The 17,081-nt window shown below is 49.8% G+C and carries 16 protein-coding genes and 3 pseudogenes; 13 read left to right on the top strand and 6 right to left on the bottom strand.

The genetic code is table 11. The annotated features are described in order from the left end of the window. Position 1 precedes the first annotated feature (1 nt). From ACX9GU_RS16560 to ACX9GU_RS16525, 8 genes and pseudogenes are all read left to right on the top strand, one after another. Entirely contained in the window at positions 2 to 511 is a 510-nt protein-coding gene (locus ACX9GU_RS16560; RefSeq protein ID WP_473192257.1) for a hypothetical protein, read from the top strand. A gap of 420 nt (positions 512 to 931) precedes the next feature. Then, a pseudogene (locus ACX9GU_RS16555) lies at positions 932 to 1,141 on the top strand (RHS repeat-associated core domain-containing protein); the annotation flags it as partial. 39 nt (positions 1,142 to 1,180) lie between these two features. Beyond that, the gene (locus ACX9GU_RS16550) at positions 1,181 to 1,456 is read left to right on the top strand and encodes a hypothetical protein (protein ID WP_245209384.1); all 276 of its coding nucleotides are present in this window, start codon (positions 1,181 to 1,183) and stop codon (positions 1,454 to 1,456) included. Between the two features lie 18 nt (positions 1,457 to 1,474). Then, positions 1,475 to 2,071 (top strand): hypothetical protein, encoded by a 597-nt coding sequence (locus ACX9GU_RS16545; protein WP_325980381.1) that lies wholly within the window; start codon positions 1,475 to 1,477, stop codon positions 2,069 to 2,071. 328 nt (positions 2,072 to 2,399) lie between these two features. Continuing rightward, entirely contained in the window at positions 2,400 to 3,074 is a 675-nt protein-coding gene (locus ACX9GU_RS16540) for an Imm43 family immunity protein (RefSeq protein ID WP_473192256.1), read from the top strand. Positions 3,075 to 3,452: 378 nt separating this feature from the next. Then, positions 3,453 to 3,547: pseudogene (locus tag ACX9GU_RS16535) on the top strand (RHS repeat domain-containing protein); the annotation flags it as partial. 145 nt (positions 3,548 to 3,692) lie between these two features. Beyond that, positions 3,693 to 3,980: pseudogene (locus ACX9GU_RS16530) on the top strand (hypothetical protein). Positions 3,981 to 4,014: 34 nt separating this feature from the next. Next, the gene (locus ACX9GU_RS16525) at positions 4,015 to 4,377 is read left to right on the top strand and encodes an SMI1/KNR4 family protein (protein ID WP_473192255.1); all 363 of its coding nucleotides are present in this window, start codon (positions 4,015 to 4,017) and stop codon (positions 4,375 to 4,377) included. Positions 4,378 to 4,450: 73 nt separating this feature from the next. Here the strand turns inward: ACX9GU_RS16525 and ACX9GU_RS16520 are convergent, their stop codons facing one another. From ACX9GU_RS16520 to ACX9GU_RS16505, 4 genes are all read right to left on the bottom strand, one after another. Beyond that, positions 4,451 to 4,618, bottom strand: a complete 168-nt coding sequence (locus ACX9GU_RS16520) for a SymE family type I addiction module toxin (protein ID WP_473192254.1) — start codon at positions 4,616 to 4,618, stop codon at positions 4,451 to 4,453. Between the two features lie 182 nt (positions 4,619 to 4,800). Then, positions 4,801 to 5,025, bottom strand: a complete 225-nt coding sequence (locus tag ACX9GU_RS16515) for a SymE family type I addiction module toxin (protein ID WP_473192253.1) — start codon at positions 5,023 to 5,025, stop codon at positions 4,801 to 4,803. 76 nt (positions 5,026 to 5,101) lie between these two features. After that, positions 5,102 to 5,467 (bottom strand): helix-turn-helix domain-containing protein, encoded by a 366-nt coding sequence (locus tag ACX9GU_RS16510; RefSeq protein ID WP_473192252.1) that lies wholly within the window; start codon positions 5,465 to 5,467, stop codon positions 5,102 to 5,104. A gap of 272 nt (positions 5,468 to 5,739) precedes the next feature. Next, complete coding sequence (locus tag ACX9GU_RS16505; RefSeq protein WP_473195201.1) at positions 5,740 to 7,518, bottom strand: sigma-54 interaction domain-containing protein; 1,779 nt, start codon at positions 7,516 to 7,518, stop codon at positions 5,740 to 5,742. 452 nt (positions 7,519 to 7,970) lie between these two features. On the opposite strand from ACX9GU_RS16505, the gene ygeW reads away from it, so the two are divergent. The 5 genes from ygeW to arcC all read left to right on the top strand — a co-directional run bounded on the left by ygeW (position 7,971) and on the right by arcC (position 14,476). Then, on the top strand, positions 7,971 to 9,158 hold the full coding sequence (gene ygeW / locus ACX9GU_RS16500; protein WP_021804807.1) for a knotted carbamoyltransferase YgeW: 1,188 nt from the start codon (positions 7,971 to 7,973) through the stop codon (positions 9,156 to 9,158). Positions 9,159 to 9,231: 73 nt separating this feature from the next. Then, positions 9,232 to 10,425: a diaminopropionate ammonia-lyase gene (gene dpaL / locus ACX9GU_RS16495; protein ID WP_261461211.1), complete on the top strand. Its 1,194-nt coding sequence runs from the start codon at positions 9,232 to 9,234 to the stop codon at positions 10,423 to 10,425. Between the two features lie 68 nt (positions 10,426 to 10,493). Further along, positions 10,494 to 11,711, top strand: a complete 1,218-nt coding sequence (locus ACX9GU_RS16490) for a YgeY family selenium metabolism-linked hydrolase (RefSeq protein WP_186486189.1) — start codon at positions 10,494 to 10,496, stop codon at positions 11,709 to 11,711. Between the two features lie 247 nt (positions 11,712 to 11,958). Continuing rightward, positions 11,959 to 13,359 carry a dihydropyrimidinase gene (gene hydA / locus ACX9GU_RS16485; protein ID WP_473192251.1) on the top strand — a complete coding sequence of 467 codons (1,401 nt, stop codon included), beginning with the start codon at positions 11,959 to 11,961 and terminating at the stop codon, positions 13,357 to 13,359. A gap of 184 nt (positions 13,360 to 13,543) precedes the next feature. Continuing rightward, positions 13,544 to 14,476 (top strand): carbamate kinase, encoded by a 933-nt coding sequence (arcC, locus tag ACX9GU_RS16480; RefSeq protein ID WP_473192250.1) that lies wholly within the window; start codon positions 13,544 to 13,546, stop codon positions 14,474 to 14,476. Between the two features lie 62 nt (positions 14,477 to 14,538). Here the strand turns inward: arcC and yqeB are convergent, their stop codons facing one another. Together yqeB and yqeC are read right to left on the bottom strand one after the other, a co-directional pair. Next, positions 14,539 to 16,128 carry a selenium-dependent molybdenum cofactor biosynthesis protein YqeB gene (yqeB, locus tag ACX9GU_RS16475; RefSeq protein WP_473192249.1) on the bottom strand — a complete coding sequence of 530 codons (1,590 nt, stop codon included), beginning with the start codon at positions 16,126 to 16,128 and terminating at the stop codon, positions 14,539 to 14,541. 28 nt (positions 16,129 to 16,156) lie between these two features. Beyond that, positions 16,157 to 16,933 carry a selenium cofactor biosynthesis protein YqeC gene (gene yqeC / locus ACX9GU_RS16470; RefSeq protein WP_473192248.1) on the bottom strand — a complete coding sequence of 259 codons (777 nt, stop codon included), beginning with the start codon at positions 16,931 to 16,933 and terminating at the stop codon, positions 16,157 to 16,159. Between the last annotated feature and the right edge of the window lie 148 nt (positions 16,934 to 17,081).

The following is a 17,081-nucleotide window of genomic DNA, read 5'->3' as shown; positions in this document are numbered from 1 at the left end:
TGTGATGAATGAAATAAATGTATTCAATAAATATCCTCCACTGGCTGGATTTTATGTTCCATCCTCTTGGTTTGTGCAAAAAAACAATATGTTTGATGTGGATCCGTCAGACTTCAAGAATATAGATTCCACAGATGAATTGTTTCTGGTTAAAGATCATTTCTTTGGCGAAGACTTGTTTATTTCACGAACAGAATATCCATTATCAACTAGTGAAAATATTAGTGCAGTTGTTTCAGTAGGGTGCCGACTTTTTGATGAGGGGTCTTTAGATGAAGTTCCTGTATGCTTTTATGATGTAGACTTCTATTTTAAGAAAAGTGGGAAAGGACAGCCTGTTTTGTATCGCAATGAAAGTATAGTTACCAACAGGTTCGATGCAATAAAAAAAGCATCTTTCTATATGAAGATTTTCTCTCATTACATTGCTCCAGCATTATCCAATAAGGAAGTGAATTTAACTAGCAATCTTGAAGAGCTTATAAATAGTATAAAGTATAATAAAATATAATTTTGAAATAAATTTCAGAATGGTCTGGTATGTATCAGACCATTTTTGATTAATGTTTTTAGTTAAGAATCTTATAGGGATATTAATATTCGTGCTTCTAGGTTGGAAATAACAAAAGCAGCTTGTACATTTTGCAATTTTCTAAGCGTATTCAAATCACCACCCTGCCGGACACCACGTTGATCATCAGTAGTTGCCCAGTCAGATAGGGCTATGCTATCCCATATCCAGTCTATGCCCTTATTGGAGGGTCACCTTAAGTCAGTTTGTATTTTCGTAACCATCTGATTTAAAATTGTTTTGTGCAGGTAAATATTATCAAGGTAGGAAGGTAGCGTGATTGAGACCCTCAAGTATGATGCATTTCTGGCGGAGGTGTACCACCTGATCCGGTAATATGGCTCGCGGGAGGGATGTTGCCTGTGTCCAGACCCGATAGGGCTGTCGGGGGGGAGTAACCCTTATGGTTATGTTACTAATCCGTTAGCATGGATAGATTACTTAGGACTTAAACCGGAAGATTTAATAAGATATAAGCCGCGTAGTTCTATAACTCCGCAGGCTGGCTCAAGAGGTACAGCTATAAACAGGGCATGGGGCGAAGAGAGAGTTCTTGTAGGTGCCGGTGGTGGGTCTCGAAATTGGTCCCAAGCAGAGAGAGAGATTATTTTGAATACAAAAAATAATCAACAATTGGCCTCGATTATGTCTGAACAAGGATACACTGGTCACCATATAAACAGTGTAAAAGGTAATGGAGCATTAGGAACCGCATGGCAAGGGGATGCACGAAACATTGTATTCCTACAAAATGCTAATCATCCAAGTGGATTTGATGAGCATTTATATAGTAATCAAGGTCATAGAGGGAACTATGATACGCCAGGGAAAGGTCGATTAATAGATCGTTTGGCTACTGCAAAGCAGTTAAATGACAAATATTAAATATTTAGGAGGAAATATATGAATGATCTTGAAAAATCAATTTTAGCATTATCCCGTGCTCATGATAAATTTAGTATTCAAGGTGAGTTTACGAGGGGGGACGAGGTCAAAAATAAGTGGCCTAATGGCTTGGCTTGTTCTAAAGAACTCGAATATTTTTTTAATAACTATGATCCCAGAAACGTAAAAATTGAAACGGGGTTTACTCCGATTAAATTTTTTAGTATGGACGTATTAGAGAAGGCACAATATGGATATAAATGGATAAAAAGTTCAACTAGTGTATCAGTGAATCCTAGTTGGCCGGATGATTATGTTGTATTTATGGATGATGTAGGAGGTGGAAAACCTATTATAGCTGTAACTACTCATCTAGGAACGTCTATTTATGCTAACTATGATGTTGGTGTGCCGTTTAAGATAGCGGATTCTTTATCTGATTATCTATTTTCACTAGCCAAATTAATAGAGATTGTTTATGGGGAGTTTAATATCTTTGATGTTGCTGATGATAATGGCTTAAATAATGCGTTTGTTAAAAGGCTGAAAGAGGACATAGAACCAGTGATTGGCGTTGATAATTTTAATGGTTTTTTGGATTACTTTTATGGATAGAGCCACGCTTGATTTTTTCTAAGTGTTTAAAACCGGAAGGTCATTTATTCCGGTTTTAAATGAGATGATTCTCTAGAGATAAGTTATCTTGGCTTAAAATCTAACTTTTTTAATTAAAGTATTACATTCCTTATTTTTAAAGGTAAAAGCAGTTAGATATTTAACCTTACCATCCAAAAAAAATATTTTCGGAATTAAAAAAATCTATCAAAAATTTGGAAGAATACGCAATCGGGAAACCTCACAAATGACCTTTCCTGCATTTTATTTGTTGCTACCCTGCTGAACCTGAATAACCACTAGACCGTACATCGCGCTAATGAAAAATGTGGAATACTTTATTAATCAGAGTCTGGCGATGAGTAATTTATATTTGGTAATGAATGATTACAAAGAAAATGAGCGTTTTTTTAAAGGTGTTTTTGATATAAATAAAACGTATCCGGTTAAGGGGTCAAAATATGATTTTCCTTATTACATCGAGGATGAAAATTGTCCTGACGATATTTTTCTTAATCTAGAGGAAGATAAGGAGATATCTTTCGATTATAGAAAAGAGCAGTGGCATATTTTTTCAAGTAATCTGTGGGAGATCATCTCTAAGTTTAGGATGCCTGAGAAATATATTAAAAACTTATCTATCTCTTGCTGTGGCGAGAGTATAGCTTCGGATAAGACGTATAAATACGTATTTTTCCCACCTCATGACTTCATTGATTACAAAGAGTCTATGTTATTGGATGTTACTCGTGGTTCATTGGTTCCTAATAAAATAATTTTCAAAAATTCTTCATTAAATGATTATGATGTCTTTCAACTTAGCTCTAAAATTGTAATTGGTTTAAGACTGGTCATTAATGAAGATGTTAAACTATCTATAGAAAATAATGGGTTTACGGGTTTTAAAATTGTCCCTCTAGAACAAGCTCTTGCAGAATATTGCAAAGATTATAGCTTTGATCCTAATCGAGTGTTAAAGAAAGTGAAAGCTAAATTACCTTGATGCAACAAGGATCTATTTTTAAACTAACCTGAAAAGATTCCTTAAGGATCTTTTCAGGTTTTAGTCTGCGATTATACTAACATACGTCTAATAACCATCTTGTCGGGTATCACCGTGTATCTACCAAGTACTTGCCTAATAAAGACTGTTCTGTGCCAGCTAATTTACAGTTTTCTGTTATTCTGTATCCAGTCTGTTTCTTAATTAGGTGGTGCTCCCATACTTTAATCAGTTTGTGCCTACTTTACTCTCCGATATATAATTATTATGTGCAGATAAAAACTATCATGGTAGGGCGGTAGCGTGATTAATGCTCATATGTACGATGCATTTTTGGCGGAGGTGTACCACCTGAACCGGTAGTAGGACTCGCAGGAGGGATGTTGCCTGTGCCCAGACCCGATAGGGCTGGCGGGGGGCTGAACCCTTATAGTTACGTGCATAACCCGCTGGGATGGATCGATCCGCTGGGTTGAGTACATGTAATGCACCGAATGGTTATAGAGCCGGTGATGTAGATCCCCATGGTAATTTATCTCCAGGAGTAAATCGTGCTTCGGGACATGCGAATAGCAAAACTGATGGTTTTGTCCAAGGTCACCACCCTATTCAGGATGCATGGACCAAGAAAAAAATAGTGTATTTCACCGAGACTCTGCACCAGCAACATTATTGAAATCAGCATCTGGTAGCCCTCACGCTAAAATTAGTGCGGCTCAATGAGTTTGACGTGCTTTACCTGGTGGTTAGGATACAACGTTGAAGCAGGAGTTCAATACTAGTTATAGCGAAATGTTAAAAGCTGGAGTTCCGGTAAAACAAGCAATACGAGCCCTTAATGATGCCTATAAATATTTTGATGGACTCAGGGAAAGTAACAAATTCAATCCGTTCTTTGATATTTAATGCATTGTCATTTTAATAATAAAGGTGGTTGTATATGGATAAAGATAAAATTTTAGAAGAGTTAGAACGCATAGAGTTGAGTCAAGGTGTTAAATTACCAAATGCGTATAAGAAATTTTTATCTGAGGAAGTTCAAGATAAAGAAGTCTATGAGATAGAAAATAAGCAAGGAGGCTCTGTTTATATATTTAATTATCTAGATGTCATTGATAGAAATGAAACGTATACAATACAAGAGGTTGGGTCGGACTATTTTTTAATAGGACAAGATGGTGATCTTGGGTATTTTATTTGCTCAAAAGATAATAGTGATAAAATTTATAGTTTAGATCTTGGTGCTCTTGGTAGTCTAGATATGGATGAGGAAGCAAAAGATCTATATGATTTACGAGCATGATTTTTATATAGATATATCTATAGTTGGGCCGGGATGATCTCCCCTAGATCTTCCCGGCTATTTTTATCTGTTACTACGCCAATATATTACCCTGCTGTACCTGAATCACCAACTGGCCGGGTATCACGCTGATCACCAGTGGTTGCCCGGTCAGACCGCACTGCGTCAGCCAGTCCCCCGCCAGATACAGTTCACCGTTATCCCGTATCCAGTCCACGCCAATATATGGGGGAGCGTCCACGTCCAATAATAACCGCTTAATCTCTCCCTCATTAGAGATCAAAGTTATTAACAACCCATCCTGATACGGTTCTATTTTAAATGCAGCACCCTCCAAAAACCCCGCCTTGGTAATATCCTCGCTATCGATAATCAGCTCAGGAATAATCCCGCCCGTGGTTGTCTGTATAATAGCGCATCCGTTCATACATTCCCCTCCGCCTGAATAATCAATCTTCCCTGTTCAATATTTACCGTGACCGACTGGCCGGTTAAAAACCCCAGTTCTTCCAGCCAATAGCCCTTGATAATCAGTTGTGGCGCGGGCTTCTTGATACCTCGGTTGGGCGAATAGCCCACGGTGTAATGGCGTGTTGTCTTGGGTGCTTTATTTACGGGGGTGCCTGACTTAGAATCGCTCTTAGCCATGATAACTACCTCGAATAGTTGTTGTGGTGAGCGGCGATAGTGGGCTGCAACCCGTTATCGCCGCGTTACTTATCAGTTAGTTACGCGCCTGTGCAATCATTGCGCTTAACATCTCTGAAATTATCTGCTGTTTTTCCTGCGGCAAATTAGCAATCGCTTCTATCTGCTGCTGCCACTTCGGAGTCGGGACACTCTCGCGGAGGGAAGACTCCGTCGTTGCTCCAAACAATTCCTCTAGCGAAACCGAAAAAATGTTTGCTACGTCTGGGAGTGAAGACACCTTGATGCGACGGCGGCCAGCCTCCCATGCTTGCACTGTCTGTTGAGAAACGCCCAACTGCTCAGCCAATTCGGTCTGAGTAATGGTGCGTTCTTTGCGCAGTCTGGTAATGCGTTTGCCCAACGCAATGAAAAAATTACGTTCTTCGCTACTGATCGCCATAGTCGTCTTGGTTCCTGAATGTCACAAGACAACCATAACATACCGAACATTTTACTACGATGTGATGTAAATACTACAATATGTAGTTTTATTGGGTCCAGTTGTTTTCATATGTAAATTGAGGTTCTTTGAAGCAAAAATAATGCGATGCATTTCGCAGATTGAGATAAGAGCGCTATACGCCTTGAAAAGAGATATTGATAGCAGAAACAAGGACGGTCTTGGGCTAGCCAGCTAAACGCGCCAGCCCGGCACACAATTAATCTCCCCCCTCAATGAGAAGACAGCTCATACTTCTTTATCTTGCGATACAGCGTCGCGATACCAATCCCCAGCTTCTCCGCCACCACCTTCTTGTTCGCATGCTGGCTCAGCGCCTCCTCAATCATTAGCTTCTCCATACTCTCCAAACCCGCCATATCGTGGTTTTCGCAACTTTCTGTGGCCTTATACGTAGATACGCTGGCGCGAGCCTCCAGATGTTGCCCACGGGTCAGATTAGGCGGCAGCAGATAGGTATCGATGATTTCACCGCTCGGCACCACGTTAACCAGATACTCCATCAAATTACTCAGTTCGCGCACGTTGCCTGGCCAGCGGTGTCGGCGCAGTAGCTCGAGTACCTCTGCCGAGATGCCGGGGTAAATAATGCCGATCCGCTTGGTGTGCAAACTGAGGAAGTAGTGCACCAGCAGTTCGATATCGCCTTCGCGCTCACGCAGCGGTGGCAGGGTGATGGGGATAACGTTCAGGCGGTAATAGAGGTCTTCACGGAACTTTCCTTCGGCAATGTACTGTTCCAGATTCTGGTTGGTGGCGGAGATAATGCGGATATCGACCGGGATCGGCTTGCTGGAACCGATCGGCAACACTTCACGGGATTCAACCGTGCGTAGCAGCTTGGCCTGCAACATTAACGGCATATCACCGATCTCATCCAGGAATAGCGTACCCTGATTGGCTGCCTGGATCAGCCCCACCTTGCCATTGGCCGAAGCGCCGGTAAATGCGCCCTTCAGGTAACCGAACAGTTCACTCTCCAACAGCTGATCCGGAATGGCGGCGCAGTTTATGGCGATAAAAGGTTTATCGTTGCGGTTGCTCAGCCGATGGATCGCCCGCGCCACCACCTCTTTGCCGGTGCCGCTTTCGCCAACCACCAATACGCTGGAGGGGCTGGGGGCAATACGGGTGATTAAACTCTTCAGCAGACGCATCGGTTTGCTTTCCCCCGCCAGTTGCTCAATACGCGGGTCTTGCAGGCTCAGCGTTTCGTCAAATGAGGAGTGTGACTGATGAAAAGCCATTAAAAATAATTGATGATCCTGAACCTGATGCAGCTGGCCAATCATAATCTCCTGGTTATCGTCGAAGGAGAGAATATGTTGCAGATGTCCGCTGGTGTAATTTTGCTGGAAGGTGAGGGCGCGAATAGTAAAGGTTTTGCCGATAATATTTTCCTGCGGCATATTGAGCTGTTTTAAGGCCATCATATTGGCAAACTTAACCTGGCTCTTTTCATTGAGTATTAACACCCCCTGATCCATATTTTCAATCAGGCTGAAAAGCACTTTATTTAAGCCACCGCTGCCGCCTTGCGTCTCCAATAAGTTGGAAACGAAAACGTTGGAAATATTGCGCACGTAACCCGAGAACTCTTGCAGGTTATCCCGTAACCTTTGCTGCTGTTCGAGGGTGAAGGCCACCAGGCTGATCACGCCGATGCAGGCATCCTGGAACAGGATAGGAATGCCGAGGAAGGCCTTTTCCTGGCACTCATCTTTGCTGGTGCAGCCTTCGCACACCGGGTCGTAACGGGAGTGGGTGACTATTTTTTCGTTTTTGGTATCAATCACATATTTCAACAACCAGGAGTTGCTGCCGAGCTTGATGCCAAATTGTTTGCCATAGGGGCCAGTGCCTGCCACGCGTACCAGGTTGGCATCGACAATCTCTACCTCCAGCAGCAACACGCTGGAGAGCATCTTGGTAAAGCGCAAAATTGTCGGTTGGATCTGCATAAGAGCCGACTGGGCAGTGGCCGGTGCTATCATCACGCGTCTCCCGTTATCGTCATTGAAAAAGAAACGATAATACACTACGGCCAGCTATATTTTGATAGTCATCAAGCTAATCCCACAGAGAATAGAGATTCTGCTGTTAGCATCACATTTTATTATCAAAATGATACTGCACGTTAATTCCTATCATTTTGGGTTGCGAGAAAGGCTGATAATTATAAATGGCAGATTTACGCTGCAGGGAATTATCCCTTGCCAGCAACACCCTGACTGTAAAATTCACTTTAACCGCCCTGAAAGCCCCATTTTATGTGATCGCCATCATAATACTCCGCAGTTTTATGTAACACAGCTTAACTTTCCCCTTGTTGGCACGCTTATTGATTGTCCTGTAGCCAGACGCTGAAAAAGCGTATTTGTTATTCCGAGGTTAGGCACTTGTTTTAACGGATCACCACCACACTCTCTATTTAGGGGCAAAGATGAGAACAGTTAACCAGTTAATTAAGGAAATAAGCGCGTTAAAGTCCAATTTACATCAAAAGGACTTTTTACTGACGTGGGAACAGAGCCGTGACGAGCTGGAACTGGTGCTCAAGCTGGCGGAATCGCTGAAAACCATGCGCTCAGAAAACATTGCCACCAAGATTTTCAACAGTGGCTTAGGCATCTCCATCTTCCGTGATAACTCCACGCGTACCCGTTTTTCTTATGCCTCGGCGCTCAACCTGCTGGGGTTGGCGCAGCAAGATCTGGATGAAGGTAAATCGCAGATCGCCCACGGGGAAACGGTGCGTGAAACGGCCAACATGATCTCCTTCTGCGCGGATGCCATCGGTATCCGTGACGACATGTATCTGGGGGCAGGCAACGCCTATATGCGTGAGGTGGGTGCCGCGTTGGATGAAGGATTTGAGAAGGGCGTGCTGCCACAGCGCCCGGCACTGGTCAACTTGCAGTGCGATATCGATCACCCAACCCAGGCCATGGCGGATCTGGCCTGGTTGCAGGAGCACTTCGGCAGCCTGGAAAACCTGAAAGGCAAGAAGATCGCCATGACCTGGGCCTATTCACCCAGCTATGGCAAACCGCTGTCGGTGCCGCAGGGCATCATTGGCCTGATGACCCGCTTTGGCATGAAGGTGACGCTGGCCCATCCGGAAGGTTACGACCTGATCCCAGACGTGATCGAAGTGGCGAAGAACAACGCCGCGGCTTCCGGTGGCAGCTTCCAGCAGGTGACCTCGATGGCCGAAGCCTTCCAAGGCGCGGACATCGTTTATCCGAAATCCTGGGCGCCGTACAAGGTCATGGAGCAGCGTACCGATCTGTTGCGTGCCAACGATCACGCGGGCCTCAAGGCGCTGGAGCAACAGTGCCTGGCGCAAAACGCCTACTACAAAAACTGGCACTGCACCGAAGAGATGATGAAGCTGACCAAAGGCGGCGAAGCGCTCTATATGCACTGCCTGCCAGCAGACATCACCGACGTATCCTGCAGTGAAGGGGAAGTCTGTGCCAGCGTATTCGAGAAGTACCGTATTGCCACCTATAAGGAGGCCAGCTGGAAGCCTTATATCATCGCGGCGATGATCATGGCGCGCAAATTCTCCAACCCAGGTCTGGTGTTGGATCAATTACTGAAAGAAGCAGAAAAACGCATTAAATAAATTTACCTGGTCAGGGATACCGGGCGGTGTCCCTGCACGGTGAAAGTTAATGCGACCAGAAGAGGTAGCGGTTATGTCGGTTTTTTCATTGAAAGTGGCGATAGAGGATAACCGTTATTTTAACGGCGAAACCTCCCCTCTGTTCTCTAAGGCGCAAGCGCAGAAAGCGCGCGAGTTTCATAAAAAGATCGCGGGTTATCAGCCAACGCCGTTATGCGCGTTGGACGATCTCGCGCAGCTGTTTGGCGTGCGGAAAATCCTGGTCAAAGACGAATCCAAACGCTTTGGTTTAAACGCCTTCAAGATGCTCGGCGGTGCTTACGCCATTGCTCAACTGCTGTGTGAAAAGTACCAGATTGATATTAATGCGTTTTCTTTCGAAAAGTTTAAAGCCACGGCGACCGAGAAAATGACCTTCGCCACCACCACCGATGGCAACCATGGCAGGGGGGTTGCCTGGGCGGCGCAACAGCTAGGCCAGCATGCGGTAGTGTATATGCCTAAAGGCTCGGCGCAGGAGAGGGTGGATCACATTCTCAACCTGGGTGCCGAGTGCATCGTCACCGATATGAACTACGACGATACCGTGCGCCTGACCATGAAAACGGCCCAGGAACGCGGCTGGCAAGTGGTACAGGACACCGCCTGGGAAGGCTACACCAAGATCCCAACCTGGATCATGCAGGGTTACGCCACGCTGGCAGACGAAGCGGCCGAACAGATGCGGCAGATGCAGATCGAGCGGCCAACCCATGTGCTGTTACAGGCCGGTGTCGGGGCGATGGCCGCGGGCGTGCTGGGCTATCTGGTAGACGTGTTTGGCGCGGATAAGCTGCATTCGGTGATTGTCGAACCGGAGCTGGCCGACTGCGTTTATCGCTCCGGGGTAAAAGGGGAAATCGTCAACGTGGGCGGCGATATGGCCACCATCATGGCCGGTCTGGCCTGTGGTGAGCCTAACCCCTTGGGCTGGCCGCTGCTGCGTAACTGCGCCACGCAATTTATTTCCTGCCAGGACAGCGTGGCGGCGTTAGGGATGCGAGTGTTGGGTAATCCGCTGGGTAACGATCCGCGCATTATCTCCGGCGAGTCCGGTGCCGTGGGGTTGGGCGTGTTGGCTGCGGTACATCACAGCCCGCAACGTGCGCAGCTGATGCAAAAACTCGGGCTGAATAGCCAGTCGGTAGTGCTGTTAATCAGCTCCGAAGGCGATACCGACGTGAAGCACTATCGCGAAGTGGTGTGGGAAGGGAAGCATCCGGTTTAACCACCGCCGTCAGATTACTCAACCTCTCGCAGCAGCGAGGGGTAATAAAAAATTGGAGAAAGAACACAATGGCAAAGCAAATTCCTTTCGAATTGGTGTTAGAGAAAGCCTACCAATACAAAGATGAGATGACGCGCTTCCTGCGGGACATGATCGCCATCCCGAGTGAAAGCTGTGACGAAAAGCGGGTGGTGTTGTGTATCAAGAAAGAGATGGAGAAGGTCGGGTTCGACAAGGTTGAGATTGACCCGATGGGGAACATTCTGGGCTATATCGGCCACGGCCCACACCTGATTGCGATGGACGCGCATATTGATACCGTCGGCATCGGCAACATCAAGAACTGGACATTTGACCCGTATCAGGGCATGGAAAACGATGAGATCATCGGTGGCCGTGGCGCATCGGATCAGGAAGGCGGCATGGCTTCCATGGTCTACGCGGGCAAAATCATCAAGGATCTGGGGCTGGAAGATCAGTATACGCTGCTGGTGACCGGCACCGTGCAGGAGGAAGACTGCGACGGCCTGTGCTGGCAGTACATTATTGAGCAATCCAACATCCGCCCAGAGTTCGTGATCAGCACCGAACCGACCGACTGCCAGATCTACCGCGGCCAGCGTGGCCGTATGGAAATCCGCGTGGATGTGCAAGGCATCAGCTGCCACGGCTCGGCACCGGAGCGTGGTGACAACGCCATTTTCAAAATGGGCCCAATCCTCAACGAACTGCAACAGCTGTCCGGCAACTTGGGTAACGACGATTTCCTGGGTAAAGGCACGCTCACCGTTTCAGAGATTTTCTTCACCTCACCTAGCCGCTGTGCGGTAGCAGACAGCTGTGCGGTATCCATCGACCGCCGCCTGACCTGGGGCGAAACCTGGGAAGGGGCGTTGGACGAGATCCGTGCGTTGCCAGCGGTACAGGCGGCCAAGGCAGTCGTGTCGATGTATGACTATAGTCGTCCGTCCTACACCGGTCTGGTGTACCCAACCGAATGCTACTTCCCAACCTGGAAGGTCGAAGAAGATCACATCACGGTGAAAACCCTGAGCAAGGCCTATCAGGGCCTGTTCAAGAAGCAGCCGGTGGTGGATAAGTGGACCTTCTCAACCAACGGGGTCTCCATCATGGGGCGTCACGGTATTCCGGTGATCGGTTTTGGCCCGGGCAAAGAGCCTGAAGCCCACGCGCCGAACGAGAAAACCTGGAAAGACCATCTGGTGACCTGTGCGGCTATGTATGCCGCCGTGCCTTTGGCTTATCTGGAAGAGTTGCAGAAATAAGCGACCCCTCACCCCAACCCTCTCCCACAGGGAGAGGGAGCTGTCCGGAGCCTGTGGTTGGATCCAGGAGTTAATTTGTAACTATCTGATTTAAAGAAGAATGCTGTAACGAGTGGTCGCACGTTCGGTCCCCTCTCCCTGTGGGAGAGGGTTAGGGTGAGGGGTCCAAGCAACACCTTATCCAACAAGTATCACATGGTTAAATACCCGGCCCCCTCCGCCGGATTTTTTTATGGAGTGCCTAGCAATGAAGCAGCTAATTAAGAACGGCATTCTGGTTGATAGCGACGGGCAGTACGCTCAGGATTTGTTGATTGAAAACGGGGTGATCTGCCAGCGCGACACGGCGATCGAAGCCGATAGCCATTGTGAAGTTATCGATGCTTCCGGCTGCTATGTCATGCCCGGCGGCATTGATGTCCATACCCATTTCAATATTGATGTCGGCATCGCCCGCAGCTGCGACGATTTTTTCAGCGGCACCCGTGCGGCAGCCTGCGGTGGCACGACCACCATTATCGATCATATGGGATTTGGCCCGGCGGGCTGCAATCTCCATCACCAGCTCAACGTCTACCACCAGTATGCGGCTGGCAATGCGGCGGTCGACTACGGCTTTCACGGCGTGATCCAGCATATCGACGACGGCATTCTCGAAGAGATGGCCAGCATGGTGCATGACGAAGGGATTAGCAGCTTTAAGCTGTATCTGACCTACCTCTACAAGATCAATGATACCGACGTGCTGCGGGCCTTGGGGCAACTGCGGCAGGTTGGGGCATTGACTACCGTCCACCCAGAAAACGATGCCGCGATTGCTTTGCGCCGTGCTGCGCTGGTGGCCGCCGGTAAAACAGCGCCGATCCACCACGCATTAAGCCGCCCGTTGGAATGTGAGGCTGAAGCAATTGGCCGGATGATCAATCTGGCCCATCTGGCAGACAACGCGCCGCTGTACATCGTCCATTTATCCAATGGGCTGGGGCTGGATTATTTGCGTCTGGCACGCCAACAGCGTCAACCGGTGTGGGTAGAAACCTGCCCGCAGTATCTGCTGCTCAACGAACAATGTTACCTGCGTGAAGATGGGGCGAAATACATCCTCAGCCCGCCGCTGCGTGACCAACGGGAGTTGGACCGCCTATGGGTAGGCATTGCCGATGGTTCGATCGATACCGTCGCTACCGATCACTGCACATTCCCTTACCACCAACGGCAAGCAATGGCGGCAGGGGACTTTACCCGCTGCCCGAACGGCCTGCCTGGGGTCGAGAATCGCATGATGCTGCTGTTCTCTCACGGGGTGATGAGCGGGCGGATTTCCCCTTCACGCTTTGTGGCGCTCACCAGCAGCAACCCGGCGCGGTTGTTCGGCCTGTGGCCGCGTAAAGGTAATCTAAACCCCGGTGCAGATGCCGACGTGGTGATCTTTGATCCGCGCCAATCCACGGCTATCAGCCACGCTCGGCTCCATGACAATGTGGACTATTCCCCTTATGAAGGTTTTCAGTGCCAGGGCGCGCCGGTGCTGACGATGTGCCGGGGCGAAATCGTGGCTCGCAATGGTGAATTTACCGGGCGGCAGGGGTACGGGCAGTTCTTGCGTCGTCGGCCTTTCAATGCCCAGATCGCGGCAAAAATGGGATAACAGAGTCTTGTGTTGCCCCTCACCCCAACCCTCTCCCATAGGGCGAGGGAGTAGTACGGTGTTGTGGCCCGTAAAATGTTGAAGTAAGACACCGCAATAACAACGTGGCACGGACGGTCCCCTCTCCTTGGGGAGAGGGTTAGGGTGAGGGAGTCATACGTTGCACTAATCAATAAGGATCAAAATGAACAAGAAAATAGTTCTGGCATTGGGCGGTAACGCATTGGGTGAGGGCCTGGAGGAACAGATGCAGGCGGTCAAAACCACCGCGCGGGCGATTGTCGATTTAATCGAGCACGGCCACCAGGTGGTGGTCACCCACGGCAATGGCCCGCAGGTGGGCATGATCAACCTGGCGTTTGAGGCGGCGGCAAAAAGTGAAGCCCATACGCCGATGCTGCCGATGTCGGTGTGCGTCGCGTTGAGCCAGGGATATATAGGTTATGACCTGCAAAACGCCCTGCGTGAAGAGTTGCTCGATCGCAATATCGACAAACCGGTAGCCACGCTGATCACTCAGGTGATCGTCAACGGCAGCGATCCGGCGTTTCTCAATCCCACCAAGCCGATTGGCTCGTTCTTTACCAAGGCCGAAGCCAGCCAACTGACCAAGAACGGTTACAACATGGTAGAGGATGCGGGCCGTGGTTATCGCCGGGTTGTGGCTTCGCCCAAGCCGATCGATATCGTGGAGAAAGAAACGGTACGCGCCATGATGGAGGCCGGGCAGGTGGTGATCACCGTGGGGGGCGGGGGGATTCCGGTGATCCGTGAAGGCAACCACCTGCGGGGAGCCAGCGCGGTGATCGACAAAGACTGGGCCAGTGCCAAACTGGCAGAGATGATCGATGCCGATATGCTGATCATCCTCACCGCAGTGGAAAAGGTGGCGATCAACTTTGGCAAACCGAATGAGCAATGGCTGGAGCAGTTGAGCATTGCCGATGCCCAGCGCTTTATCGAAGAAGGGCACTTTGCCAAAGGCTCAATGCTGCCGAAGGTAGAGGCGGCGGTGGCGTTTGCTGAATCCAAGCCAGGGCGTCAGGCGTTAATCACGGTCTTGAGCAAGGCTCAGCAGGGCATTGAAGGCAAGACCGGCACGGTGATTAGCCATTAATCACAGGCACCAGACTCACTTGTAGGGGCGCTGCATACCGCCCCCTTGTGAGTTAACAATCGCTATCTGCGGCCAAGTTTCATAATGGCTTCAAGCACCGCCCCGGCGACGGCCCGCGCTTTATCTGACACCGTGGTGTAATCCGCCAGCGTACCGCGCGGATCGATATCACCGATTTTAGTGCCGGTTTTGACCTCCAGCCCATCATGCAGCAAACCGCGTACCATACCTGAAAGCGGCGCAATCACCGGCACCTCGCCGCAGTGGGCCACTACATCCCCCTCCTGCACCAAATCTCCTAAAGCGACGCGACATTGCATAACGCCATCGGCGGGGGCACGGATCACCCGGCGGGTGGTGTGGCCAGCGATATTACCGGGAATGCCGGTATTGGGATGGGTGTAGCCTTGATAAATCACCCGGCCCAGAGCATGGCCGCGATTGGTTTCGATCACTGCATCGCAATCCTGCCCGGCGTTGAAACCAGGGCCGAGAGCCACGGTGATCGGGGCCATATTGCGATGGGTTCCCAGGTTTTGCTTGGCCAGGATGGCATCCACCAGAAAACGGGGTTTGAGCTGCTCCAGGCTGCGGGTCTCTGGGTCAACCAGCAGCGGGATCTCGCCACGGTTGATGATGTCGAAAGCTTCGTTGACGTCGTTGGCCAGGCAGGCGGTGACGCCCTCCACGCAGGTTTTGCCGTCAAACATCGCCTGAGCAAATGCCACCGTCCGGCGAATGGCGGTCGGTTGGGCAATGTCCAGCATGATGACCTGAAAACCCGCGTGATACAGCCGCAGCGCCACGCCAGTGGCGATATCGCCTGCGCCACGGATCACCACCAGTTTGTCGCGCGTTAAGCGGATGTCATTTTTCATCAGCCCGCCCGCGGATTGGTTGCGCACCTGCAGCAGCTCTGCCAGCACGCTAATGGCGATTTCTTCCGGCGTTTCTGCGCCGATGTTGTAGCCGATTGGGGCATGGAGTCTGGCAAGCTTCCCATCATCTACGCCGCGCTGGCGCAATTGTTGGGTAAAGGTCTGCACCTTGCGGCGGCTGGCCAGCAATCCCAGATAGCGCAGTGGCTGCTCGATCAGCACGTTGAGTGCCTCGCAATCCTGATTGTTGGTAGCGATAATCACAAAGTTGGCCGGATCAATATTCATCTTGTCGATGGCCGCCGGGAAGGTATCGCCATGAACCAGAGTGGTGCCCACCGGAAATAGCGCCGGGTCGAGGCTGGCCGGGTAGATATCGGCAACGTGAATATCAAAGCCCAGCGGCTTGGCGGCGCTGGCGATGGCGCGGTTGACGTGCCCGGCCCCGATCAATATCAGGCGCGGGCGTAGACCGTGCACGTCGATATACACCGACATCGCGCCTCCGCAGTCTGAGCCTACCGCGTCCTGCCCGGTTCGTGCCATGCGGCCATGAAACACCCTGGCCTTGCGCTCCGTAATGGCGGCAATTGCCTGTTCAATCACCAGGCGTTCGATCATGCCGCCACCGATGGTGCCGATACAGCCACCATCGGCCATCACCAGCATCTGTCCCGAATGGCGCGGTGTAGAGCCACGGCTTTCGATAATCTGGGCGAGCGCAAAGGGCCGGTTTTGCTCTTCTAAACGTGCAGCTTCGGCGAAGATATTCATGATGACCTCGTCAATAACCTCAGAAATATTATCGTGTTAAGCGCCGTATTAGGTGGTGGATCGCCGGGGTCTCCTGCACTGCGCCAAACCAGATGGCGCTGAGCTTCAGCTCTGGCCGCAGCAGGGGTTGCCACCTGGCTGCCAGTTGATTATCACAATGAGAAACCTGATTGATCAGCCAGACCCGCCGCGCCTGAGAGGGCGTACCTTTGAACATCCCTTCAGGGTGCGAGATCAGGGTGTCGAATACCCGGTGATCCAGTATTTCACCGGCCGTGACCCCCGTCAGCGCGGAGAAAATCGCCCAACGGTGAATTTGCTGTGGGTCTGCGGGACGATCGATCACCTGGCCTCCGGTTAGCGCGATAACACAATCACTGCGGGAGGGGATGCAAGGTTCATGCCTTGCCGGGGCTTTCAAGGGTAACCCTCGGGAGCCGTCCGCCTCGGCCAGGATCACGTCGAAGGCACCACGCTGTTTGATTGCATCGATTTGCTCGGGGGTTAACCCGATAACCTTGTTATCCTGCGGCTGATAATGACTGAAGCAGGCGGTAATGGCCGGGGCGCTGCTGGCGGTGGGCGGTTGGCCTATCAACAGGTGGTGGTAGTCGGCAGCGGTGGGCAAGTACATCTTGGTGGTGGTAGTGAACAGCACGCGCTGGCCCTGGTGATAAAAGGCCTGCGCCAGCCAGTGCAGGGTACTGGTTTTCCCCCCGGCGCCAATCAGGGCGATCAGCAGCGGCTGGCCCCGATCGAGGCGGTGATATTCCTCACTGAATAATTCTCTGAAGCTGGGCGTCATAAATAGCCTGTTTTGTGAGCCAGAAAGCGGGGTAAATAACGGTGATTTAACCGATAACCAATATGCGTTTTTTCAGGATAGAGTGCCGATTTAATCGCAAACAACCTTGATGTAATCGATATTTGGCAAACATTCATACTTTATCGAT

It is taken from the genome of Serratia sp. K1WW1 (genome assembly GCF_055790865.1).
The sequence above is the reverse complement of the archived record's forward strand: the minus strand, read 5'-3'. Positions and strand labels throughout refer to the sequence as shown.